The sequence below is a fragment of the Neobacillus sp. SM06 genome, from assembly GCF_050496765.1.
In the GTDB taxonomy this organism is placed as follows: domain Bacteria; phylum Bacillota; class Bacilli; order Bacillales; family Cytobacillaceae; genus JAEVLT01.
Map to the genome: position 1 here is coordinate 532216 of NZ_JBNWEO010000013.1, position 21204 is coordinate 553419.

General features: G+C 41.0%; 23 protein-coding genes and 1 riboswitch. Of the genes, 10 read left to right on the forward strand and 13 right to left on the reverse strand.

What is annotated here, in order from left to right; all coding sequences use genetic code 11:
* The first annotated feature begins 214 nt into the window (after window positions 1–214).
* Both ACQYAD_RS07700 and ACQYAD_RS07705 read left to right on the forward strand, forming a co-directional pair.
* Window positions 215–1129 carry a PucR family transcriptional regulator gene (locus ACQYAD_RS07700; protein ID WP_430236883.1) on the forward strand — a complete coding sequence of 305 codons (915 nt, stop codon included), beginning with the start codon at window positions 215–217 and terminating at the stop codon, window positions 1127–1129.
* 115 nt (window positions 1130–1244) lie between these two features.
* Window positions 1245–2357 (forward strand): ABC transporter ATP-binding protein, encoded by a 1113-nt coding sequence (locus tag ACQYAD_RS07705; protein ID WP_430236884.1) that lies wholly within the window; start codon window positions 1245–1247, stop codon window positions 2355–2357.
* Window positions 2358–2510: 153 nt separating this feature from the next.
* On the opposite strand, the gene ACQYAD_RS07710 is transcribed toward ACQYAD_RS07705, so the two are convergent.
* A complete protein-coding gene (locus ACQYAD_RS07710; RefSeq protein ID WP_430236887.1) occupies window positions 2511–2753 on the reverse strand; it encodes a hypothetical protein in 243 nt (80 codons plus the stop codon).
* A 266-nt stretch (window positions 2754–3019) separates the two neighbouring features.
* Here ACQYAD_RS07710 and ACQYAD_RS07715 point away from each other — a divergent pair, with 266 nt between their 5' ends.
* Together ACQYAD_RS07715 and ACQYAD_RS07720 are read left to right on the forward strand one after the other, a co-directional pair.
* Window positions 3020–3223 (forward strand): small, acid-soluble spore protein, alpha/beta type, encoded by a 204-nt coding sequence (locus tag ACQYAD_RS07715; protein ID WP_430237234.1) that lies wholly within the window; start codon window positions 3020–3022, stop codon window positions 3221–3223.
* Window positions 3224–4213: 990 nt separating this feature from the next.
* The gene (locus ACQYAD_RS07720; RefSeq protein WP_430236888.1) at window positions 4214–4834 is read left to right on the forward strand and encodes an NAD(P)-dependent oxidoreductase; all 621 of its coding nucleotides are present in this window, start codon (window positions 4214–4216) and stop codon (window positions 4832–4834) included.
* Here ACQYAD_RS07720 and ACQYAD_RS07725 read toward each other — a convergent pair.
* From ACQYAD_RS07725 to ACQYAD_RS07755, 7 genes are all read right to left on the reverse strand, one after another.
* Window positions 4831–5040: a sigma-Y antisigma factor component gene (locus tag ACQYAD_RS07725; protein ID WP_430236890.1), complete on the reverse strand. Its 210-nt coding sequence runs from the start codon at window positions 5038–5040 to the stop codon at window positions 4831–4833. The genes ACQYAD_RS07720 and ACQYAD_RS07725 overlap by 4 nt on opposite strands.
* Window positions 5030–5191 (reverse strand): hypothetical protein, encoded by a 162-nt coding sequence (locus tag ACQYAD_RS07730; RefSeq protein ID WP_430236891.1) that lies wholly within the window; start codon window positions 5189–5191, stop codon window positions 5030–5032. Before ACQYAD_RS07730 ends, ACQYAD_RS07725 begins: the two co-directional genes overlap by 11 nt.
* An 11-nt stretch (window positions 5192–5202) precedes the next feature.
* Window positions 5203–5364, reverse strand: coding sequence for a hypothetical protein (locus tag ACQYAD_RS07735; protein WP_430236893.1), 162 nt, complete (start codon window positions 5362–5364; stop codon window positions 5203–5205).
* On the reverse strand, window positions 5361–5876 hold the full coding sequence (sigY, locus tag ACQYAD_RS07740) for an RNA polymerase sigma factor SigY (RefSeq protein ID WP_430236895.1): 516 nt from the start codon (window positions 5874–5876) through the stop codon (window positions 5361–5363). Before sigY ends, ACQYAD_RS07735 begins: the two co-directional genes overlap by 4 nt.
* 210 nt (window positions 5877–6086) lie before the next feature.
* Window positions 6087–7268, reverse strand: coding sequence for a beta-aspartyl-peptidase (gene iadA, locus ACQYAD_RS07745; protein WP_430236897.1), 1182 nt, complete (start codon window positions 7266–7268; stop codon window positions 6087–6089).
* An 85-nt stretch (window positions 7269–7353) separates the two neighbouring features.
* On the reverse strand, window positions 7354–9408 hold the full coding sequence (locus tag ACQYAD_RS07750; RefSeq protein ID WP_430236899.1) for a transglycosylase domain-containing protein: 2055 nt from the start codon (window positions 9406–9408) through the stop codon (window positions 7354–7356).
* A 153-nt stretch (window positions 9409–9561) separates the two neighbouring features.
* Window positions 9562–10023, reverse strand: a complete 462-nt coding sequence (locus tag ACQYAD_RS07755; RefSeq protein ID WP_430236901.1) for a helix-turn-helix transcriptional regulator — start codon at window positions 10021–10023, stop codon at window positions 9562–9564.
* 189 nt (window positions 10024–10212) lie between these two features.
* On the opposite strand from ACQYAD_RS07755, the gene ACQYAD_RS07760 reads away from it, so the two are divergent.
* A protein-coding gene (locus ACQYAD_RS07760) for an IS630 family transposase (protein WP_430235185.1) occupies window positions 10213–11239 on the forward strand; the annotation gives its coding sequence in 2 pieces (ribosomal slippage) (window positions 10213–10685 and window positions 10684–11239; 1029 coding nt in all).
* 217 nt (window positions 11240–11456) lie between these two features.
* On the opposite strand, the gene ACQYAD_RS07765 is transcribed toward ACQYAD_RS07760, so the two are convergent.
* The 4 genes from ACQYAD_RS07765 to thiT form a co-directional block, all read right to left on the reverse strand.
* The gene (locus ACQYAD_RS07765; RefSeq protein ID WP_430236903.1) at window positions 11457–11621 is read right to left on the reverse strand and encodes a FeoB-associated Cys-rich membrane protein; all 165 of its coding nucleotides are present in this window, start codon (window positions 11619–11621) and stop codon (window positions 11457–11459) included.
* A gap of 35 nt (window positions 11622–11656) precedes the next feature.
* Window positions 11657–13660: a ferrous iron transport protein B gene (feoB, locus tag ACQYAD_RS07770; protein ID WP_430236905.1), complete on the reverse strand. Its 2004-nt coding sequence runs from the start codon at window positions 13658–13660 to the stop codon at window positions 11657–11659.
* The gene (locus ACQYAD_RS07775; RefSeq protein ID WP_430236906.1) at window positions 13660–13884 is read right to left on the reverse strand and encodes a FeoA family protein; all 225 of its coding nucleotides are present in this window, start codon (window positions 13882–13884) and stop codon (window positions 13660–13662) included. Before ACQYAD_RS07775 ends, feoB begins: the two co-directional genes overlap by 1 nt.
* A 164-nt stretch (window positions 13885–14048) precedes the next feature.
* The gene (gene thiT, locus ACQYAD_RS07780) at window positions 14049–14624 is read right to left on the reverse strand and encodes an energy-coupled thiamine transporter ThiT (RefSeq protein ID WP_430236908.1); all 576 of its coding nucleotides are present in this window, start codon (window positions 14622–14624) and stop codon (window positions 14049–14051) included.
* Between the two features lie 315 nt (window positions 14625–14939).
* Window positions 14940–15047, reverse strand: a riboswitch (TPP riboswitch).
* 323 nt (window positions 15048–15370) lie between these two features.
* Between thiT and ACQYAD_RS07785 the strand changes: the two genes are divergently transcribed.
* The 5 genes from ACQYAD_RS07785 (at window position 15371) to ACQYAD_RS07805 (ending at window position 20695) form a co-directional block, all read left to right on the forward strand.
* Entirely contained in the window at window positions 15371–16522 is a 1152-nt protein-coding gene (locus ACQYAD_RS07785; protein ID WP_430236910.1) for a histidine kinase N-terminal domain-containing protein, read from the forward strand.
* A 128-nt stretch (window positions 16523–16650) separates the two neighbouring features.
* On the forward strand, window positions 16651–17205 hold the full coding sequence (locus ACQYAD_RS07790; RefSeq protein WP_430236911.1) for a GNAT family N-acetyltransferase: 555 nt from the start codon (window positions 16651–16653) through the stop codon (window positions 17203–17205).
* 206 nt (window positions 17206–17411) lie between these two features.
* Window positions 17412–18719 carry a hemolysin family protein gene (locus ACQYAD_RS07795; protein ID WP_430236914.1) on the forward strand — a complete coding sequence of 436 codons (1308 nt, stop codon included), beginning with the start codon at window positions 17412–17414 and terminating at the stop codon, window positions 18717–18719.
* A 164-nt stretch (window positions 18720–18883) separates the two neighbouring features.
* Window positions 18884–19285, forward strand: a complete 402-nt coding sequence (locus ACQYAD_RS07800) for a MerR family transcriptional regulator (RefSeq protein ID WP_430237237.1) — start codon at window positions 18884–18886, stop codon at window positions 19283–19285.
* 57 nt (window positions 19286–19342) lie between these two features.
* Complete coding sequence (locus tag ACQYAD_RS07805; RefSeq protein WP_430236915.1) at window positions 19343–20695, forward strand: hemolysin family protein; 1353 nt, start codon at window positions 19343–19345, stop codon at window positions 20693–20695.
* Between the two features lie 77 nt (window positions 20696–20772).
* On the opposite strand, the gene ACQYAD_RS07810 is transcribed toward ACQYAD_RS07805, so the two are convergent.
* The gene (locus tag ACQYAD_RS07810; RefSeq protein WP_430236918.1) at window positions 20773–21126 is read right to left on the reverse strand and encodes a hypothetical protein; all 354 of its coding nucleotides are present in this window, start codon (window positions 21124–21126) and stop codon (window positions 20773–20775) included.
* Between the last annotated feature and the right edge of the window lie 78 nt (window positions 21127–21204).

Genomic DNA, 21204 nt, shown 5'->3' on the forward strand with positions numbered 1-21204 from the left:
TGACCTCCGGAGGGGGACGGCTTAAGACCTCGAGGGGCTAGGCGCTGGAGCTAGATTCAGAAAACTCGTGCAAGGTTATCCACATAGTAAAAATTTATAATTTCCTAGACCATTAAAAAGGAGACATTGGTCTCCTTTTCGCATTTTTCTCAACGAGCAGAAAGATTTGCTATAATAGACATGATAAAATTTTTTACAGAAAAGGATTGTCAGCATGTTATCAAAATTGCAACGATTGTATTCGGACGCTGTTCTTTTTACGACCCAGCCGCATGAATCCCTTGAAGGCTTTTGTCTGTTCGCAGATTACACTCGTAATGAGTGGCTGGCCATTCCGAAAACCAACTTGAGCGAGCCTGAAATCCAGCTTCTGCAAACACTTTATGAACTGGTTGACCAAGGGAAATCAACCCCTATCTCTCCAATGGCAAAAAGCTGGTACGATTATTTATTTTTAAACGGTCTTGTGCCCTCGCATGCCGAAGATGTATTTTTCCGGTTCATTCAATTTCAAATGAAAGGCGACCTAGCTGAACCAGCGGGAATTGAACAGGCGCTAAAAGGATTTTTTCCTGATGATATTATCGTTTTATGGGAAAATAGCCACTCTGGAGTGATTGTCGAAAAGCAAAAAATCAAAACCTCCTTTCTTTCGGAAAAAGAATTGCATTTTATGACGGAAACGCTTGAAAGTGATTTTTACGTGAAAATCTATTTTTATATAGGAAAGCCGCTCGTCCTCTCGAACACGGCTCCGGGTTCTTTTCAAGCAGAAAAAGAATATTTTCATTTTGGCCAAGCCCATCTGGGGCAAATAAGGGTCTTTTCGTTCGAAAGAATTTTCCCATCTTTTTTAGCTGCCCATTTGCCGGAGCCGATTCAAGAAAAACTTCAGCAGACAATTTCCGAAGCGTTCGCGGATGATCCGGAAATGCTGCGGACGATCAAAGTATTTTTGGAAACGAATTTAAATGCCAGTCTCACAGCAAAAAAATTGTATATTCACCGCAATACGCTTCAATATCGAATTGATAAGTTTACTGATAAAACCGGCATTCAATTAAAAGACTTTTACGGTGCATTTGCTGTGTTCTTAGCATGTGTTCTGTACGAGGAAGAAGATATTTAAGATCAATTTGCCCAAATAAGGACACAGAAGTTTGTGCACTGTGTCCATTTTATTTGGAAGCGTTTCCTATTAAACTAAAAACAAGAATAAAAGTTTTGATAGGGAGGCCAAACAAATGGCAGAGCTGAAATTAGATCATATTTACAAAGTGTATGACAATAAAGTAACCGCAGTTGAAGACTTTAATCTTCATATTGATGACAAAGAATTCATCGTTTTCGTTGGGCCATCTGGCTGCGGTAAATCAACAACTTTAAGAATGATTGCCGGCCTTGAAGAAATTTCTAAAGGCGATTTTTTTATTGATGGAAAAAGAGTAAACGATGTTGCACCAAAAGACCGCGATATTGCGATGGTTTTCCAAAACTACGCCCTGTACCCACATATGACCGTATATGACAATATGGCATTTGGTTTAAAATTGCGCAAGTTTCCAAAAGATGAGATTGACCGCCGGGTAAAAGATGCAGCAAAAATTCTTGGACTTGAGGCTTACTTAAACCGGAAGCCGAAAGCACTATCAGGCGGTCAGCGTCAGCGTGTTGCCCTTGGCCGTGCCATTGTCCGTGATGCAAAAGTATTCTTAATGGACGAGCCGCTCTCAAACTTGGATGCAAAACTTCGTGTTGCGATGCGCGCGGAAATTGCGAAGCTTCACCGCCGCCTGCAAACAACGACGATTTACGTTACCCATGACCAGACAGAAGCAATGACAATGGCAACACGTCTTGTTGTTATGAAAGATGGTATCATCCAGCAGGTCGGTTCGCCAAAAGAAGTATATGAAAAACCTGAAAATGTTTTTGTCGGCGGCTTTATCGGCTCTCCTGCAATGAACTTCTTTAGTGGAACATTAACGGATGGTAAATTCCAGATTGGTGATGCTGCTGTTTCCGTACCAGAAGGGAAAATGAAATACCTTCGTGAACAAGGTTATGTCGGCAAATCCATTACACTTGGCGTTCGTCCAGAAGACATTCATGACGAGCCAATCTTCATTGAAGCATCCAGCGGTTCGAAAATTTCTGCTCATATCGACGTTGCCGAGCTGACAGGTGCTGAAACAATGATCTACTCAAGCATCAGCGGCCAAGACTTTGTTGCCCGTGTTGATTCCAGATCAGACATCAAACCTGGAGATAAGTTGGAACTTGCATTTGATATGAACAAAGCCCATTTCTTCGATGTAGAAACAGAGAAGCGCATTCGCCCTACGAATGAGAAATAATCGAAGCCTTACCCATAACCCCGCGTTTAAGCGGGGTTATTTTTTAAAATCAGAATTTATATCTTTACTTTTTTTCAGGGCAAAACGGGTACTACTGCCTTCCCTAATGCCTGTTTTTCCTTTTTTTTCATAATTACAGGCGCCAGGCATTTCTTATTCCATTATTAAAATTACTTCATCCGTTAAACAGTTTGGACAGCTGTATAAATGCGGACATTGATGATTTTTAAATGATTCCGGATACCCATCCTCCATTTTCATTAAATCAATCTCCATATACGGGCTATAATCATCGTAATAATCCATGATTCTGCCTCTTTCTATCATCTGGCTGCCGCAATTTTTGCATTTCATTGTAAAGGCTCTTAACCCATTACATATTGGACAAATTGGCATTTTTCATCACAGCCCTCGAAAATGAATTGTTACGATTATTTTATGCAGGAATGCACACTGTATGTAAAAGTCATTTGGTATAAATTCCCGGTTTCATTTTAAGAATAAGCTCAAAAAAATGCCGCATAATAGAGATTACAAAGCAACAAATCAAAGAGTTTTAAATCTCAAACATGGGTTAGGCCTCGGAGGCAATGGAATTATTTTTCCAAATGTGGTTCAAATCCATACTAACCCCAAAATTAATCAGAGGAGTGTTATCAACTATGGCAAGTAACAACAACTCTAATCAACTTTTAGTTCCTGGTGTACAGCAAGCTCTTGATCAAATGAAGTATGAAATTGCTTCAGAATTCGGAGTACAATTAGGTGCAGAAACAACTTCTCGTGCTAACGGTTCTGTTGGAGGAGAAATTACGAAGCGCCTGGTATCAATGGCTGAGCAACAACTTGGCGGTTTCCAACGTTAATTTCTTTCATATACAAACAACAACTGAATAATATGGCTAGCCCCTCGCTTTACTAGCGGGGGGCGTTCATTTTGATAAGAAAAACCGGGCACAAACCGCCCGGTCCGTTTTTAGTTTGGCTGATAAACGGAGTCTGTTGATTTCCGCTCCAGGCACTCGCTTTCCGGGGGGCGTTCCGGTGAAGCCAGTAGTGACCGGGTTGGCGTGAAAAATTGGAGGATCGGGCATTAGAGAAGCTAGTAATGACCGGTTTGGCCTGAAAAATTGGAGAAGCGGGCATTAGGGAAGCTAGTAATGACCGGTTTACCCTAAAAAATAGGAACATTGGGCATTACGGGAGCTAGTAATGACCGGTTTGGCCTGAAAAATAGGTGAAGCGGGCATTACGGGAGCTAGTAATGACCGGTTTGGCCTGAAAAATTGGAGAATTGGGCATTAGAGAAGCTAGTAATGACCGGTTTGGCCTGAAAAATTGGAGGATCGGGCATTAGGGAAGCTAGTAATGACCGCTTAGGCCTGAAAAATTGGAGCATTGGGCATTAGGGAAGCTAGTAATGACCGGTTTACCCTAAAAAATTGGAGAAGCGGGCATTAGGGAAGCTAGTAATGACCGGTTTGGCCTGAAAAATTGGAGAAGCGGGCATTAGGGAAGCTAGTAATGACCGCTTAGGCCTGAAAAATAGGAGCATTGGGCATTCCTGTGGCACTCGCCTGACTAGGACGTCCTGTCCATCGACCGTTCAGAATTTATCCATATAAATTCGGATTTGCTAAAAAAAAAGACTTTTTTGTCTGCAAGTTATGATTTTATGAACATGTAGCCGATATAATAGACAAGAATCATGATGCTTCCGATTGCAAGCACACTTGACTATTCATCCATGCCTCTTTACGCCTTATTGGCATTTTTACCATAACTAATTTTATCACATTTGCACGTATGTGAAGATTCCAAATAATTAAATTTTATGACAAGGAAGTGGATTTTTTGTGAACATTTGTCTTTTAGGAGCAACAGGCCGTGTCGGCACCGTCATCCTTGAAAATGCACTTGCCCACCAGCATTTGGTTCGTACCATCGTTCGCGAGAAAAGCAAACTTGCTTTTGACGATCAAAATTTGACCGCCATTGTCGGAAATGTCTTGGTTGAAACGGATCTTGCTGCTGCCATGACGAGTGCAGATGCCGTGATCAGCGCTTTAAACACAGGTGGTTCGACTACCCTTTCTGACTCGATGCCACTGATTATCAATCAAATGAACAAGCAGCGGATCAAACGGATTATCACAATCGGCACGGCTGGAATTCTTCAGGCGCGAAGCAACCCGTCCCTCTACCGTTTTCAATCCGCTGAATCGAAACGAAAAACAACAAAAGATGCGGAAGACCATCTAAAAGCTTATTTAAGTCTGAAAAATTCTGACCTCGATTGGACAATTGTTTGCCCGACATACTTGCCTGTCGGCGAACGGATCGGCACATATCGATTCCAAAAAGATTTTTTGCCAGACAATTCGTCTTCTATCTCTATTTATGACACAGGTGATTTTGCGTATGCCCAGTTGTTTTCAACGGAATTTATCGGCTATCGGGTTGGTCTAACGTATTAATTTTTTTCTTGAGGCTTTTTTTTCAAAACTTTACGGGCAAAAATCAAATAAAACAATGTAGGCATCGGCGCTTGAATAAGCCCGACTATTCCCCACAGCCAGTAGTTATGGTTGTGCTTACGCGCATGCCAAAACAAAAAGATACTTTGCGTCAAAAGAATAAGGGCAACCAGTAAAATAATTGGAAATGAAAGTTCACCTTTCATCAGCTTCCACCTTCCTTTTCATGTTTATCGTTGTATAACTCGCAATAAAAACCGTTGTTCCAATTTGCAGCAAAATAAAAACGGCCGGAACTTGGGAAAGAGAGATCATCACACCGCTTAGAACAAGAGAAGCAATAACGATAAAAAGCACTAAATCCTTAATTATTTTTTTCGAACCAGTTGTTTTTCCTTTCTCACAAATTGTTCAAACCATTGCAAATCCGGTGACTGAATCGGAATGTTGTCCATACTCTTTAATCCTTGTTGGATCACGCTTATGGTCTCAGCATCTTTTTCAACTGATCTTTTTTTTTCTTGTTTCAAGACAAATTCAGCTCCTTTCTTACGATTTGAATGCCTTTGTGAACCCGCGATTTGACGGTGCCGGAAGCAATTTTCATCATCGCGCCAATTTCCTCATAAGAATACCCGTAGTAATGTTTTAAAACGACCGGTATTCTTACGTCTTCAGACAGTTTCCCCAAAGCAGTTAAAGCATCATTCCATTCCTCATTGTGGCTCTCCAAATTCCACTTTAATTTCCGGTATGTTACTTCCTGTTTCCGCCATTCGTTTTCCCGTTTCATTTTTCGGCACTGGTCAATATATGAGTTGGTCGCAATCGTGATCAGCCAGGAGGAAAATTTGCTTTTCCCATCAAATAAAGAGAGCTTTTGAACCGCTTTTGCCATTGTTTCTTGGGCCAATTCTTCAGCGGTGTCTGGATTCATTGTGATTTTTATTAAATATTTAACAAGGTATGGGTAGTTGTCTTTAAAGAGCATGGCAAACGCCCGCTCGTCTCCTTTTTTCGCCTTTTTTATCCATTCATCCATTCATTTTAATCCTCTCTTTCCCCCATCCATTTTCAATTCATACATAAGACGCATAAGATTAATTTTCGTTCATTTTTTTACATTGGAAAAATTTATGAATTATTGAAATACGGAGGTGGATGGAACAAAAAAAGCGTGAATAAAAAAAGGTGGCTCTTCTATGAATGAAGATGCTCACCATTTTTGACAACAGTTGATTGGCTAAATCCATTACTCCTCATCCTCGAAAGTGCCTTTTACAATCGCCCGGCCATTTTCGACCATTAATTGGCCGAGGGCAAAAACCGAATCAATTGTATAATCTTCCGCATTTAAAAGAACCAGATCGGCATCCTTTCCTTCTGCAATCGAGCCTTTTTGCTTTAATTTTAGGATCGAAGCAGGGTTTTCTGTGATTACTTTCATCGCTGTTTCCAACGGTATGCTTTCCTCAATGACGGCATCGCGCACTTCTTTGTAAAGACTCGAAACTTTGCCAATCTTCAAACCAATCAGTTCACCGTGTTCATTAAAATCCGGCAGACTTGCTTGGGCATCCGAAGTAAACGTAATTTGGGAAATCGGCACTCCCTCATGCAGCATCCTCTTTAAGGCAGCACTGCATTTCACTTCCCCCTCTTCTAAAAATTTTGGAATGGTACTCGTTGTAAAATCAACATAACCGCCTTTTTTGGCATAGCGGATTCCCTCTGCAAACAAATGCGGGTTGCGGTTGATATGTGTTGGATAGAATTGTCTAATTGGAATATCGGTTTTTTCCACCACTTGCTCAATGACCTTTAAATGGTCATAGCTGTCGCCTACATGGATATTGACAACACCTGCTTTCCCGGAAAGAAGGCCGCCAATTCTTGCAGCAGAGGCAATTTTGGCCATTTCTTCCCAAGTCGGCTGTGAAGAACGGTGATCGGCAATCGCAACTTCTCCCGCACCAATAATTTTATCAATTAAAATAATGTCGTCCTCAATTTTACCAGTTACTGTTTTAAGTGGAACTTGGTAGGAACCGGTATGAATAAAACAGGAAATCCCTTCTTCTTCAAGCGCTCTTGCTTTAGCAATCAGATTCGTCATGGTCCGTGTTGTTCCGTCTGTTCCAATGACCCCTACTAGAGTCGTCACACCTGCCAATGTAGCATCTGTCAAGTTAATTTCAGGAGTGCGCGTCCGGTAGCTTCCTTCACCGCCGCCGCCGGTAATATGTACATGAGCATCAATGAATCCCGGCACAATCAGCTTGCCAGCAGCATCGATCACCTTTATGTCAACAAAATTGTCCGGTACATCCAGCCGGTCAGCAATAGAACCGATTTTTTGATCAACAAGCAAAAGATCTTTTTTTCCTAAATATGTTGGTGCATAAAGTTCTCCATTTTTGATTAATGTTAACACCCAACGATTCCCTCCTTCAAAAATAACTTTATTATACACAATGAAGGCGGACAAAACAAAAGGCGCGGCTTCCCCGCACCCTTTGTCAGTCATCATTCTCGCCCTCATGCTTACGGCCTTTTCCGTTTTCCTTTTCTTTCCATTTCTTCTGCCATTTTTCTTTTTGTTTCTTCCATTCATCCTGCCATTTTTTCAGTTCGTTATTGATCTGCCCCTGAAAACTGTTGGGATTTGGCGCTGCCTCTTCCTGCTTTTGTTGTTCCATTAGCTGATCTATCGAAGGGACATTGAAACGTTCTGGTGCCGTATTGGTCAAAGCTTCTGCCATTAATTCACGGAAAACGATCGCAGCACCCTCGCTGCTTGTCGTTGTCAAGTAGTGCTTTTCATCGGTTTTATCATAGCCAAGCCACACTGCACCGACTAATTGTGGTGTATAGCCGACAAACCATTGATCTTTCACGCCGTTAATGCCCGAAATTGGCACCTGAGTCGATCCTGTTTTGCCTGCCACTTCACGGCCGGGAATTTGCGCTCCTTTGCCTGTACCGTATTTGACAACCCCCAATAGCATGGCTGTCATCTCATCTGTTACGGATTTGGTCGTAACTCGTTGCTTTTTTACCTTCCACTGGGCGACAACAGTTCCGTCTGCATCCAGTATTTTACGAATAACATGACTTTCTACCCGTATCCCATGGTTTGGAAAAACGGCAAAGGCTTCAGCCATGTTCACAGGTGAAACGCCTTTTTCCAAGCCTCCAAGTGCAAGCGATAAATTGCGGTCGCCTTTTTCAAGCGGGATGCCGAAACGCTTGCTGGAATCCAGGCCTTTTTCCAAGCCTATTTCATTCAACAGCCAAACAGCAGGCACATTTTTCGATTCCATTACGGCTTGATACATCGGCACCTCGCCCGCATATTGGTGATTGTAGTTACTTGGCTCATAATCACCGAATTTCATTGGTTCATCCGTTAACATGTCCGTCATTTTCCACCCTTCTTCAAGCGCAGGTGTATAAACGGCAATCGGCTTCAGCGAGGATCCTGGCTGGGCTTTTAACTGAGAAGCGCGATTGTACCCTCTAAACGTATGCTCGCCCCTGCCGCCAATGATCGCCCGAATCCCTCCCGTTACTGGATCCTCTAATACCGCTCCACTTTGGACAAGGCGGTCGCTGCCTTTTGGAAAAAGAGTATCGTTTTGATACGTTTTTTCGGCAGCAGTCTGCATCGTCTGGTCAAGTTCTGTGTAGATTTTGTATCCGCCTGTCAGCAAGTCATCCTGTGATAAACCGTACTTCTCTATGGCCTCTTCCAAGACTTGATCAACATAATACGGGTATTTGCCCCTGAACGGATCGCCTCCTTTGTCCTGAAGAACAATCTGTTCTGTCTTCGCCCTTTTTAACTGCTGGTCTGTAATAAATCCTTGCTCCTTCATAGCAGCTAAAACGACATCGCGTCTTTCTTTTGCTTTTTCCAGATGATTGTACGGATTTAAGGCAGACGGTGCTTTAATGAGCCCGGCAAGCATAGCGGACTCACTTAAAGAAAGATCTTTAACATCTTTGCCAAAATACTTCTGGGCAGCTTTCTTAATCCCCCAAGCGCCATCCCCAAAGTAAATTTGATTCAAATACATTTGCATGATTTCCGGTTTTGTATACTTTTTCTCAATTTTTCGTGCAATAAAAATTTCATCAAGTTTCCGCTTGTATGTTTTCTTCGGGTTTAAAAAAACATTTTTGGCAAGCTGCTGGGTAATGGTGCTGCCGCCTTCAACTGTACCCCCGGCCTGTAAATTGCGAAAAAGTGCGCGCGCGATTCCGATAAAATCAATTCCGTGATGTTCGTAAAAGCGGCGATCTTCAATCGCTACAACGGCATGCTGCATATTTAAGGGAACTTGCTTGATCGAAACCCCCTCATTCCGATTGGCCGTTATTTTGCTGGCCACTTTCCCATTTTTATCATAAAAAACGGTTGCTTGAGGAACTTCAAGCTTCAGTGCAGAAATATCCACATTATTTGCAAAGGCATGGAGGACAGTGAAAAATCCCAATACCATGATCAAGACAAATAGGATAAGGATTTGCGTCATATGCCATTTTTTCCAATTCTGTAATACGCTCTTCATCAATGCACCTCTGACCACTTCCTATGATTGGTACCATTTTCTTTTACCCAAAATAGGAAATATTTACTCATTCCTTGCTAATCATATCGATACAAAATTTTCGACAGACCCAGCGGTTTTTTGGGGGTAAAAAAAAAGAACCCGCAGGCTCTGTTATTTCTTTGTTTGTTTTGTTAACTCCTTAAAACGCAATTTTGAATTTCTTTCATCAAAGCTGCTGAAAATCCGATAATTTTTATCATCAACAATCCGAAAATGCTTACTAAGAATATTTTGCTGCAAAAAATAGCCATTTTTCCGGGAGATTTCTTTCCAGAAAATTTTTCCGCCTAATGCTTTCTTCTTTCTTACATCGATTCCTTCCCGTGCAACTGTCTCCAATACTTCTAACGGTTCGTTCCCAAATAGAAATTGAACGGTCTCGGTTTCGCGAAACAGTGCACAAATGGAAACAACCGTTGCCCAGTTGGCAAAAACTCTTCCCTTTTCAATTTGGACAAGGGTTTTTTTCGAAACGCCGATGATTTCGGCCATTTTATCCTGTGTATATCCTGCCTCTGTACGGATTAGGCGAAGCTTGTCAGATACCTGCATAATGATTTCTTCTCTGTTCACTACAAAAGCCCTTCCTTCAATACCGTCTAGTGTAATATTACACAGAAACAGGTCTAGATGAAAGTTTTTTGCCTATGCGACACTATATAAATGGAATTAAAGGATTTTAAGAAAATTTGTCCAATTCTTATAGGTAAATAAAACCTTTAGGAAGGCGGACACATAATGAAAATCCTTCAAAATGAAAACATGGATTCAATTCAGGAAGTTAAAGCTTGTATGCATGGTTTAAGGGATCTACGGATGTTTAAACGTTATCAGGCTATCCTCATGCATTTAAAAGGACGGACTTATGTAGAAATCGCTGACCTTTTAGAATGTACGGAGCAAACTATATATAACTATGTTCGAGCCTATAAAACTAACGGTTTGGAGGGATTAGTTCCCGGACAATCTCCCGGACGCCCTTGTCAACTAACAGAGGAACAAGAAAAGGAACTCTATCAGTTAATTGTTGAAAAAAAGCCAGCTGCTGTTGGATTTCCCGCAGAAATGAATTGGACTTCATTTCTTGTTCGCGATTGGATTAAGCAAACATTTGACATTGTTTATACGGACCGGGGTGTAAGGAGATTGTTGACTCGTTTGGGATTTAGTTACACAAAACCAACGTATACCCTAGCAAAGGCTGACCCCGAGAAACAGGAAGCGTTCAAACAAGAATTTGAAACGATTAAAAAAAATGATGAATGACGAAATTGATCGAATTCTGTTTCAAGATGAATCCATGATCAGGGACTACCAAGCTTTAGCCAATACATGGTTTCCTAAAGGGCAACAAAAAGTGATACCTACTTATGGAAAACATCACGGGGTTAAATTAATTGGTACCCTCGATTACGAAACAGGCGAAGTGTTTGTCACAGAAGAAGAACACTATGATGCTCAAGTTTTCCTATCTTTTCTTGAAAAAGTTGTAGTCAGATACAAGGGTGAGAAGATTGTAATGATACTGGATAATGCTAGAATCCACCACTCGAAACTGATTCAACCTTTTCTCGAAGCCCATAAAGATCATCTGCAACTTGTTTTTCTCCCACCATACAGCCCAGAGTTAAACCTAATTGAAGGACTGTGGGGATGGTTAAAAAAATCAATTATTTATAATGTTTTTTATAAAACGGTAGAAGAAATTAGAGTGGCTGTCCAGACATTCATTACACAAATCAATAAAGACCCTATGAAAATCGTTAATCGTCTATGTCTTAAGCTTTAACTATTGACTCAATTACACCTTTAGCCAGATTGCCAGGATCGGATTGAGCAATAAATAGCCTAAAACGATATTCGACAAACTCCGATGATTGCAGGTATATTGTGCTTAAATTTTGTAGAATATTGTCATTAATCTAGGAAATCGTTACAGAACCAAATTGTTTAGTTCCATATATATAGCCAAGAAATAGTTGTGAATAGTTTCAACGATCAAAACACTACTTTCGAATCGTCTGTTGAGTAGGCGTACAGCAGGAACTCGAACACGTTTTTTTCACTTCACATGCGGCACATTTTCCTTTTTTTGATTTTTGAATAAAGCGCACAAGCGCCCAGCCGGCATACCCAAAAATGACGGCACCGATAACGAAATTGGCTACCATCCATTTCACCTTCTTCCTTTAAGCAGGTAATTGCTTCAAGCAAATCCGAGCAATTTCCCGCCTTGATAGACGAAAAAAGCCAATACATAGGCAACGGTCAGTGCGTAGCCAATTGCAAATGCTGTCCATTTTTTTGAACCCGTTTCCTTCAATATGGAAGCTGTTGTTGCTAAACACGGGATGTATAACAAAATAAAAACCATAAAACTGTATGCGGCAAGCGGTGTATAGTAAGAAGCTAACAACCCTTGAAGGCTCGACGTATTTGGAACAAAATAAATAATGTTCATTGTCGAAATAATTGATTCTTTTGCTAAAAATCCGGTAATCAATGAAGCCGCTGCCTGCCATGTGCCGAAGCCGAGCGGTTTCAAAAGCGGTGCAATACGATTGCTAATTGCGGCTAAATAGCTGTTATTCATCTCAACATTGAAACCGGACGGGCCCACATATGAGAGCAGCCAAATGAACACGGATCCGGCAAAAATAAATGTTCCAGCCTTGCGGATAAACCCTTTCCCTTTATCCCATGTACTGCGCCACAGCGATTGAAATTGCGGCATTCGATATGGAGGAAGTTCAATGACAAACAAGGAAGTTTCCGTTTTTAAAAGAGTGGAAGAAAAGAGTTTCGCCAAAACAAAGGCTACGAAGATCCCGATTACATAAAGACTTAATACAATCGCAGCCTTTTGTCCCGCAAAAAAGGCGCCAACAAACAGTGCATAGACAGGTAGTCTTGCCGAACAGGACATTAACGGTGTTAATAAAATCGTTAAAAGACGCTCTTTTGGGGTTTCGATTGTACGGGCAGCCATAATCCCCGGGACATTACAGCCAAAGCCAATGATCATTGGGATAAACGCTTTGCCATTCAAACCGACCCCTTCCATGATCCGGTCCATTACAAGTGCTACACGCGCCATATAGCCTGAGTCTTCCAACAACGAGATAAAGAAAAACAGAATAAAAATTTGCGGGGCAAAAACAAGCACCCCGCCGACACCGGCTACCAGTCCTTGAATGATCAAGGCATGGATAAATTCAGATGCTTGGACAATCGTTAACATCTTTTCTACTCCAGCGGTTACCGGTCCTGTCAAAAACGCATCAAGTGCATCAGACAGCGGTGTTCCAAGCCAATCAAATGTAAGCATGAACATCAAATACATGAACAGTAAAAAAATCGGCATGCCTAGATAGCGGTTCGTCACAATGGCATCGATCTTTTCGGTTAATGGAATCTTCGCATTTTCTTTCTGAACCGCTTCAGCTAAAATCTTTTCGATTACTTCTTTTCGCTTGTTATAAATAAAATGGGGTATCGACTTCGTATCATTTTTCTGAATGATCCGATTTTCAACACGATCAAAGATGGCATCGAGCTTTTCAGCAGGGGCACTCCGATACAAAAAATTTTTCACGTACTGGTTTCCTTCCAGCCATTGCAATGTCAGCCATCGATAGGAATGGCTTACTTTTTCTCCAATAAGTGTTGCCAACATGGAAACAGCTTCTTCGATTTCCTTCCCATAATAAACTAAATTTTTTTGCTTGGAAGTGGCCGTTTCAGTGGTGATCATCTGAACAAGCTGGTCACAGCCTTTCCCGCTTCTTGCCACTACTGGCACCACCGGGGCACCGATCATTTTCGACAATTTATCAACATCAATGTGAATGCCGCGTTTTTTGGCAACATCCACCATGTTCAAGCCAACAAGCATCGGCCTTTCAAACTCCAGTAATTGAATTGTCAAATGCAAGTTTCTTTCTAATTGTGATGCATCCAAAATATTTAAAAAACGGTCGGCTGCTTCGTTTAAAAAAAAGGAAGTTACAACCCCTTCATCTTTCGAAAGCGGGTTAAGTGTGTAAACACCAGGCAAATCAATCAATTTTCCGCTATTGTTTTTTAAGATACCAACCTTTTTTTCAACCGTTACACCGCTCCAGTTTCCAACATATTCATAAGAACCTGTTAAATGATTAAACAATGATGTTTTCCCCGTATTCGGATTCCCAATTAGAGCGACATCCATTATAACCTCTCCACTTCGATTCGATCTGCCTCTTTGCGGCGAATACCAATGCACTGTCCGCATGATTCAATCATTATCGGGCCGCCAAAAGGCATAATGCATTTCACACAAACTTCAGAACTCTCGGTAAATCCAAGGTCAAGCAACCGCTTTTGAACCAAGCGGCTCACCTGTGATAAGTTAATAATTTTTCCTCTTTCCCCTGTTTTTAACTCTCCAAGCATTTCGATCATCCTTTTGAGAAGGTAATTGAGAATGATTCTCTTTCTAATGTATATTTTATCATTTTTCAACACCAGACAGCGCACCCACATTGTGACAAAAGTTTGAAAAAACATATAAATAATCGAAAAAAAAGAAAAAGCGTCTGCTCTTTGTTTTTTTGATGTTAGATTATTCGCTTTGGTGCGGCATTGATGACAAGAATAACGGTGATGGTGCTGAGTATATAGCTTGGGAGCATGTATGTACCATTGTAGATGAGCGAATACAAGGCGACGGGCTGACCTTTTGGCGCATAGGAGCCAAAAAAGGAAATGCCTGAAATAAAATGCATGACAAAGCGAACAAAACTTCCCCAAAACGCGCCAATCGCTGCGTACATCATCCATTTTCCTTTTTGCTGTTTGTTTACTCCAGCTTTCACTTTTGAAGCAAACATGCCCGCAAGTCCGACTCCCGTAAATGCAAGAAAATAATCAATAAAACCTTGCAAAATCGTATAAATTTGTGAAAACCCTAAAATAAATTGCAAGAGTCCGAGTAAAAATCCCGTTAAAACACCGCCTTTTATTCCCCATCGATACGCCATCAGAAAAATTGGCACCATAGCGATCGATACGGATCCCCCCTGCGGCCAAATCCTTGAAAAAACAAATGCGCTTACCAAGTCAAGGATGTACGCTAACGCAGCAAATACTGCAACCTCGACCAAAAATAATGTATTGCTTTTTACCTGAACCATTTTTCTTTTCCCCCTTTTATTTTCGGGAGCTGAAGCAACGGCAAAAAAATTCAAAAAGCTGTGTTCGTTTAACAGATCCTAAAGAAAGCGAGCCATTGGCGGTTCATGAGGTGTAGTTGCCCGTCGTCACGCTCAAAACGGCACGTCCTGTGCCTTTCGCCTGACTAGGGCATCCCTGCCCGTCGTCACGCTCAAAACGGCACGTCCTGTGCCTTCGCCTGACTAGGGCATCCTGCCCGTCGTGCGTTCAGAATTTATGGATATAAATTTCTGGTTAGCAAAAAACAATGCAGGCGCCAAAATGCCTGCATTGCTTTTTCAAGCAAACCACATTCCTGCGCTGGCGTTACCTAACAGGTTCAAAGGGTCAGAACACAACTGTTCACTCTCAGCCGCTTTGCCGCAGCTCCCCTTGTGGAACGATTCTTTCTTTTTCCAATTCGACTATACTACTTTTTCCATTCAGATACAATGACAAGCACAAAAAAGCAGAGGTCTTAACAGCTTACTAACGACCCATAAGGATTGGATATGTGCTCGTAGAAATTCCTTGCGGGTCTCCTATTTTGAGCAGCATAGAGGCATACAATTTCTTTCTCGTCATTACTGAATCTTCTTTACTCAACGTGCAACAGGATGAAAATTTTTCCACATATGATTTTTGGGATAGGAAAAAGGATTTTTTGTATAATGAGCGAATTATTTGTTTAAGCAAGGTTTGTAACTGCTATAGGGGGAACCATAAAATGCAAACGAGTACAAAAATACATATGGTGCGATTTTTGGAGGAACAAAAATCAATGCTGCTTTCAGATTGGAGCGGAGCCAATATTCTATCAAATGACGATCCTTTTAGAGAAAAAGTTCCGGAGAATGCTGTTGCTTTTTTCAATTTGCTTCTCCATACACTTGAATCAGATGAGCAAGATTATACCGAGCTGATTAGGGAGCTGGCGCTAAAAATAGCCGAGGAACGAGTAAAAGCCAATATCAACATTGGAGAATTTGTCTACAATGTCAACATTGGCCGAACAACCTTTTTCAGGTATTTAAGCAATGCTGAGCTGGCATGGGAAGAAGTTCAGGAATCGATCAATCTGATCAACTCCTTTTTCGATCAATTTCTTTATCACGCTGTTTCCCATTATGCGGAAGCGAAGGACAAAATAATTGAAGAGAAAACACAGTTTATTGATTCGACCCATCAGGATCGTCTCACTCTATTGGGGCAAATGACCTCCAGCTTTATCCATGAGTTTCGCAACCCGCTTACATCGATCCAGGGGTTTATCCAACTTCTGAAGGCCGATTACCCGAATATGCGGTATTTGGACATCATTTCCGGTGAATTGGAGCAATTAAATTTTCGAATTTCGCAATTTTTGCTCCTTTCAAAAAAAGAACTGATTGGCAAGGAGAAAGTCGTTTTTGAATTGAACCAATTGATTGAAGAAGTGTTGAATTTCCTTTATCCTAGCATTTTGGATGGCAAGGTGAAAGTTGTTAAAGAATTATCCGAAGACATTTCGCTGCAAGGCTATGCGGACGAAATCCGCCAAGTATTTATTAACATCATTTTCAATGCAATTGATGTACTCGGGCACCATCGCAAAGAAAACCCGACGATTGAAATACACAGCTACATGGAGGATCACTCCTTCATCACCATCGATGTCACCAATAATGGGCCGATGATCCCGCAAGAATTACAAAACACGATCTTTGAACCTTTTTTTACAACGAAAAAACTTGGAACAGGGCTTGGTTTGTTTGTTTGCAAAGAAATTATCGAAAAGCACAAAGGCAGTTTGTCTTGCCGATCCAATCCGGCGAAAACCACCTTTTCGATTAAACTCCCAATTGCTGGCCCAAAAGCAGAAAATGAACGCCATACATAATAAAAAGCTATTTTTTTACCCGGCCTTAAAGGAAACGGGTTTTTCTTTTTTTCTATTGACAACCATCTTCGCCGGCGCATTTTCCATATATTGAAACAGAACGATTCAACAATTGGGAGTGTAAAAGGATGTTTACTTTAAAAGTGGATCAGGAAATTGAACTAAAACTATTTCAGCTTCAGGATTCCCTAAAACTATACCAGCTTGTCAATGAAAATCGCGAGCATTTGCGCAAATGGCTGCCATGGGTGGATACAATGGATTCCCCTTTTCAATACGAAGCGGTCATTCCCATCTGGCTGCGCCAATTTGCAGAAAATAACGGATTTAATGCAGGCATTCTTTATAATGGCGAACTGGTTGGCTCAATTGGCCTGCATCAAATCGATTGGCATAATTTGCAAACGAGCATTGGCTATTACCTTGCCAAACAGGCAGAAGGCCATGGAATTATGACAAGATCCGTTCAAGCCCTGCTGAACTACGCCTTTCATGATTTAGGATTAAACCGCGTTGAAATTCGCTGCGGTGAGAAAAACAAAAGGAGCCGGGCAATCCCCGAAAGGCTCGGGTTTGGCAAAGAAGGAAAAATCCGTGACGGTGAGCAATTAGCAAGCGGGTTTCATGATATCATGATCTACAGCATGCTGGCGCGGGAATGGAATCGCATTTCACCAGCATAGCTTTTGATTTTTCAAAAAAAGAACGCTACAATAAAAGTAGCCAATCGCGCAGTTTTTCATACAGACGATTTGAATGGTATCTCCGCTGCCGTGCCGGCAGCTTTTGTTTTATACATAGAAAAGGTTTCAAACAGAAACAGAAGTAAAAAATATAGATAAGTTATTTGTTCGTGGAGGTGACAGCCTTACCGAATGTAAGGTGGAAAATGGTTCTACTAAACGTATTCATCATTGCAGCATTAATCGCCTTTACTGCTTTTTTCGTTTCTTCCGAATTTGCAATGATCAAGGTTCGGACAACAAGAATCGATCAGCTGCTTGGGGAGGGGAATAAAAAAGCGGAAGCAGCCAAAAAGGTATTAACCAACTTAGATGGGTATTTATCTGCGACTCAAGTTGGGATCACCATTACTTCGTTGATTCTCGGTTGGCTCGGGGAACCAACGATTCGTAAAATATTGGAACCGCTGTTTACGAAAATTCCCTTACCGTTTTCGTTCAAACAGGTAATTTCCTTCATTATCGCATTTTTAATCATCACTTTTTTCAATGTCGTCATTGGGGAATTGGCGCCGAAAACTTTTGCCATTCAAAAAGCCGAGAAAATCATTTTGCGATTTGCTCCAGCTCTAATTTGGTTCCATCGAATCATGTATCCGTTTATCTGGGCACTGAATCGTTCGGCACGATTTGTGACCGGTCTATTCGGTTTAAAACCGGTAACAGAGCAAGAAATCGTTCTCTCCGAAGAAGAACTGCGGATGATTTTATCGGAAAGCTATAAAAGCGGAGAAATTAATCAGTCGGAATATCGCTACGTAAACCGAATTTTTGAATTTGACAATCGAATCGCCAAAGAAATCATGGTGCCAAGAACAGAAATCGTCACCTTATCAAAAGATTCCACCTTAAAGGAAATTTTTGAAACGATCAAGCAGGAAGGCTACACTCGCTATCCGGTTATTGACGGCGATAAAGACAATATTTTGGGAATTGTCAATATTAAAGAAGTATTAACCGACTGCATTGACCAGAAATGTTCGGAACAGAGTCCCCTGCTTCCGTATTTAAATCCAGCGATCTTTGTGATCGAAACAATTCCGATTCATGAGTTGCTTTTAAAGCTGCAAAAAAGCCGCTCCCATATGGCTGTTCTTTCAGATGAGTACGGCGGAACAGCCGGCATTGTCACTGTTGAAGATATTATTGAAGAAATCGTCGGTGAGATTCGCGATGAATTTGACGACGATGAACTCCCGCTCATTCAGAAAAAAGATGATGGCTTTTATATTCTGGATGGAAAAGTCCTCATTGAAGAAGTAAACGACTTGTTGGGCATCGCATTGGAAGAAGACGAAGTCGATACAATTGGCGGCTGGTTTTTAACGCAAAAATTCGATATTCAAAAAGGCGATACCATCGAAAAAGATGGCTACCTTTTCAAAATCCTCGAAAACGAAGGCCACCATATTCTCTATATTGAAGTAAAGCAAGCACAACCGTCCCCGGAATAAATTGGAGACGGTATTTTTATTTTTTCGATTATATCAATCTTTGTTTCTTCATAAACTGTAGCAAAGTGCATTGTTTTAACTAGAACGTTTGACTGTACGGTTTTTATTTTTTATAATAAAAGTAGTAAAGAAAATCGAGGTGGTATGATGGGGCCGTCTATCGTATCGGTGAACTAGCGGAGAAAGCAATGGTTTCAAAAAGAACCATTGATTATTACACGTCAATTGGATTGTTACAAGCTGATCGTTCAAGTTCTAATTACCGAATTTATTCAGATGATGCACTCAACGACTTAAAATATATTGAAGAATGCAAAAGACTGCATTATCCATTAGACGAGATTAAAAGAAAACTAGAAATGAAAAAAGCGAAGAAAATGCGTGATTCAGAAGTGGAAGAACAAATTCAAACCGTTGCCCAGCAAATGAAGCAATTAAGCAGTGAGCTTTCCATACTTATGCCCTTAATGGAAACGTTAACGGCACAGCAGAAAGAGAAACTTGCTGCCAAGCTCTCTTTGCAAGGTGCAGCATTAATGGAATCCCTTTTGAATTTAACAAGTTGACTCGCTACACACTGGGAGGTGGACTCCTTACTCGTACATGCGGGTTAAGGAAACTATTTGGACATATTTAACTTGGTGATTATCGCCATTTTAATTGCTTTAACAGCGTTCTTTGTCGCATCCGAATTTGCGATTATAAGAGTGAGAGGTTCAAGGATTGATCAATTAATTGAAGAAGGCAGCACAAAGGCTATTTCGGTAAAAAGGGTCATTTCAAATTTAGATGAATACTTGTCAGCGTGCCAGCTGGGGATTACGATTACGGCACTTGGTCTCGGGTGGCTTGGCGAATCAACGATTGAGCGTTTGCTGGAACCGCTGTTTGAGAGCTTGCATATTCCTGCAAGCATTGCCCAAGTGCTCTCAATTGAAATTGCTTTTGCCCTGATCACCTTTGTCCATGTGGTAGTTGGTGAGTTAGCCCCAAAAACGCTGGCCATTCAAAAGGCAGAAATGATTGCCCTTTTTGTTGCCCGGCCGCTTATCCTTTTTTATAAGATCATGTATCCGTTCATCTGGGCGCTTAATGGGTCTGCCCGAGTTACGACAAGTATCTTCGGCCTAAAACCCGTTTCTGAAAACGAAATCGCCCACTCAGAGGAAGAACTTCGCATCATTTTGTCTGAAAGCTATAAAAGTGGTGAAATCAACCAATCTGAGTTTAAGTATGTAAACAAAATCTTTGAATTTGATAACCGGATTGCTAAAGAAATTATGGTTCCAAGAACGGAAATGATCTCGTTATCAAAAGAAAATACATTGGAAACCTTCCTTGAAGTCCTGCAGGAAGAAAAATTCACACGCTATCCGATTATTGATGGGGATAAGGACCATATTATCGGACTGATCAACAGTAAAGAAGTCATGACAGACGTTCTCCAAAAGAACGCATCTTCTTCGCAAACGTTGGAAAACTATATACGGCCAATTATCAGAGTAATTGAAACGATCCCAATTCATGATTTGCTTGTAAAAATGCAAAAAGACCGCGTTCATATGGCTGTCTTAATGGACGAATATGGTGGAACCTCGGGATTGGTTACCGTTGAAGATATTCTTGAAGAGATTGTCGGGGAAATCCGTGATGAATTTGATATGGATGAAGTGCCGATGGTTCGAAAAGTTACGGAAAACCACTATATTATCGATGCCAAAGTATTAGTCAGCGAAGTAAATGACTTGCTCGGCCTAACGATTGATGATGAAGACATCGACACGATCGGCGGCTGGATTTTAACTGAAAACTATGAAGCCAAAGAAGGCGATGTCGTCCAACATGGTGCCTATACATTTAAAATAACGGAAATGGAAGAACACCATATTAAGTATATTGAAGTCATCCAAAAGATCGAAAGTGATGAAACGGTGATGAAACCCATTTCATTAGCGGAATCGGAAGTACTGTCGTAATGTAGTAAAAGGAACAGTCCATTCAATTTGAATGGACTGTTTTTTTCTTGTTAAAACAAACGGTGTTTTAGCTTCATTTATTTTGTTTTTAACATGATAATTTCTTCTTCTGCTGTGGCGAGTTTGACCAGATGGGAGTCGAGCCTCCTGTGAATGTACTCAATTTCAGTCTTATTTCCCTGTTTTTTCATATTGGCGATTTCATTCAACAATTTAGAAATCTCCCCTGCATGAATACTTTCAAGCCGATCCAATGCCTCTTTTATGTCGGATAGATCAATTTGATTGACAGCCACACGGTGTTCAATACTATCCACTTTTTCAAGCCTCGCCAATCTATTTTCAATATTTTTTAACGTATCATTAAACGTTTGAATTAAGCTTTTCATATCATTTACGCTATCTGACAGCTTTTCAAGCTTTTGTTCCATAGCAAAAACCCCTTTTTATTATTTCCCTTATTCTAACACTCTTTTCACCATAAATATGTTACAAAAACAGCAACAAAG

Excerpts from the sequence above, each read along its gene's own strand:
- ACQYAD_RS07700 (WP_430236883.1), top strand. The coding sequence starts at position 215 with ATGTTATCAAAATTGCAACGATTGTATTCGGACGCTGTTCTTTTTACG.
- ACQYAD_RS07705 (WP_430236884.1), top strand. The coding sequence starts at position 1,245 with ATGGCAGAGCTGAAATTAGATCATATTTACAAAGTGTATGACAATAAA.
- ACQYAD_RS07710 (WP_430236887.1), bottom strand. The coding sequence starts at position 2,753 with ATGCCAATTTGTCCAATATGTAATGGGTTAAGAGCCTTTACAATGAAA.
- ACQYAD_RS07715 (WP_430237234.1), top strand. The coding sequence starts at position 3,020 with ATGGCAAGTAACAACAACTCTAATCAACTTTTAGTTCCTGGTGTACAG.
- ACQYAD_RS07725 (WP_430236890.1), bottom strand. The coding sequence starts at position 5,040 with ATGAAAGGTGAACTTTCATTTCCAATTATTTTACTGGTTGCCCTTATT.
- sigY (WP_430236895.1), bottom strand. The coding sequence starts at position 5,876 with ATGGATGAATGGATAAAAAAGGCGAAAAAAGGAGACGAGCGGGCGTTT.
- ACQYAD_RS07750 (WP_430236899.1), bottom strand. The coding sequence starts at position 9,408 with ATGAAGAGCGTATTACAGAATTGGAAAAAATGGCATATGACGCAAATC.
- ACQYAD_RS07765 (WP_430236903.1), bottom strand. The coding sequence starts at position 11,621 with ATGGTAGCCAATTTCGTTATCGGTGCCGTCATTTTTGGGTATGCCGGC.
- feoB (WP_430236905.1), bottom strand. The coding sequence starts at position 13,660 with ATGGATGTCGCTCTAATTGGGAATCCGAATACGGGGAAAACATCATTG.
- ACQYAD_RS07775 (WP_430236906.1), bottom strand. The coding sequence starts at position 13,884 with ATGCTTGGAGAGTTAAAAACAGGGGAAAGAGGAAAAATTATTAACTTA.
- thiT (WP_430236908.1), bottom strand. The coding sequence starts at position 14,624 with ATGGTTCAGGTAAAAAGCAATACATTATTTTTGGTCGAGGTTGCAGTA.
- ACQYAD_RS07785 (WP_430236910.1), top strand. The coding sequence starts at position 15,371 with ATGCAAACGAGTACAAAAATACATATGGTGCGATTTTTGGAGGAACAA.
- ACQYAD_RS07790 (WP_430236911.1), top strand. The coding sequence starts at position 16,651 with ATGTTTACTTTAAAAGTGGATCAGGAAATTGAACTAAAACTATTTCAG.
- ACQYAD_RS07795 (WP_430236914.1), top strand. The coding sequence starts at position 17,412 with ATGGTTCTACTAAACGTATTCATCATTGCAGCATTAATCGCCTTTACT.
- ACQYAD_RS07810 (WP_430236918.1), bottom strand. The coding sequence starts at position 21,126 with ATGGAACAAAAGCTTGAAAAGCTGTCAGATAGCGTAAATGATATGAAA.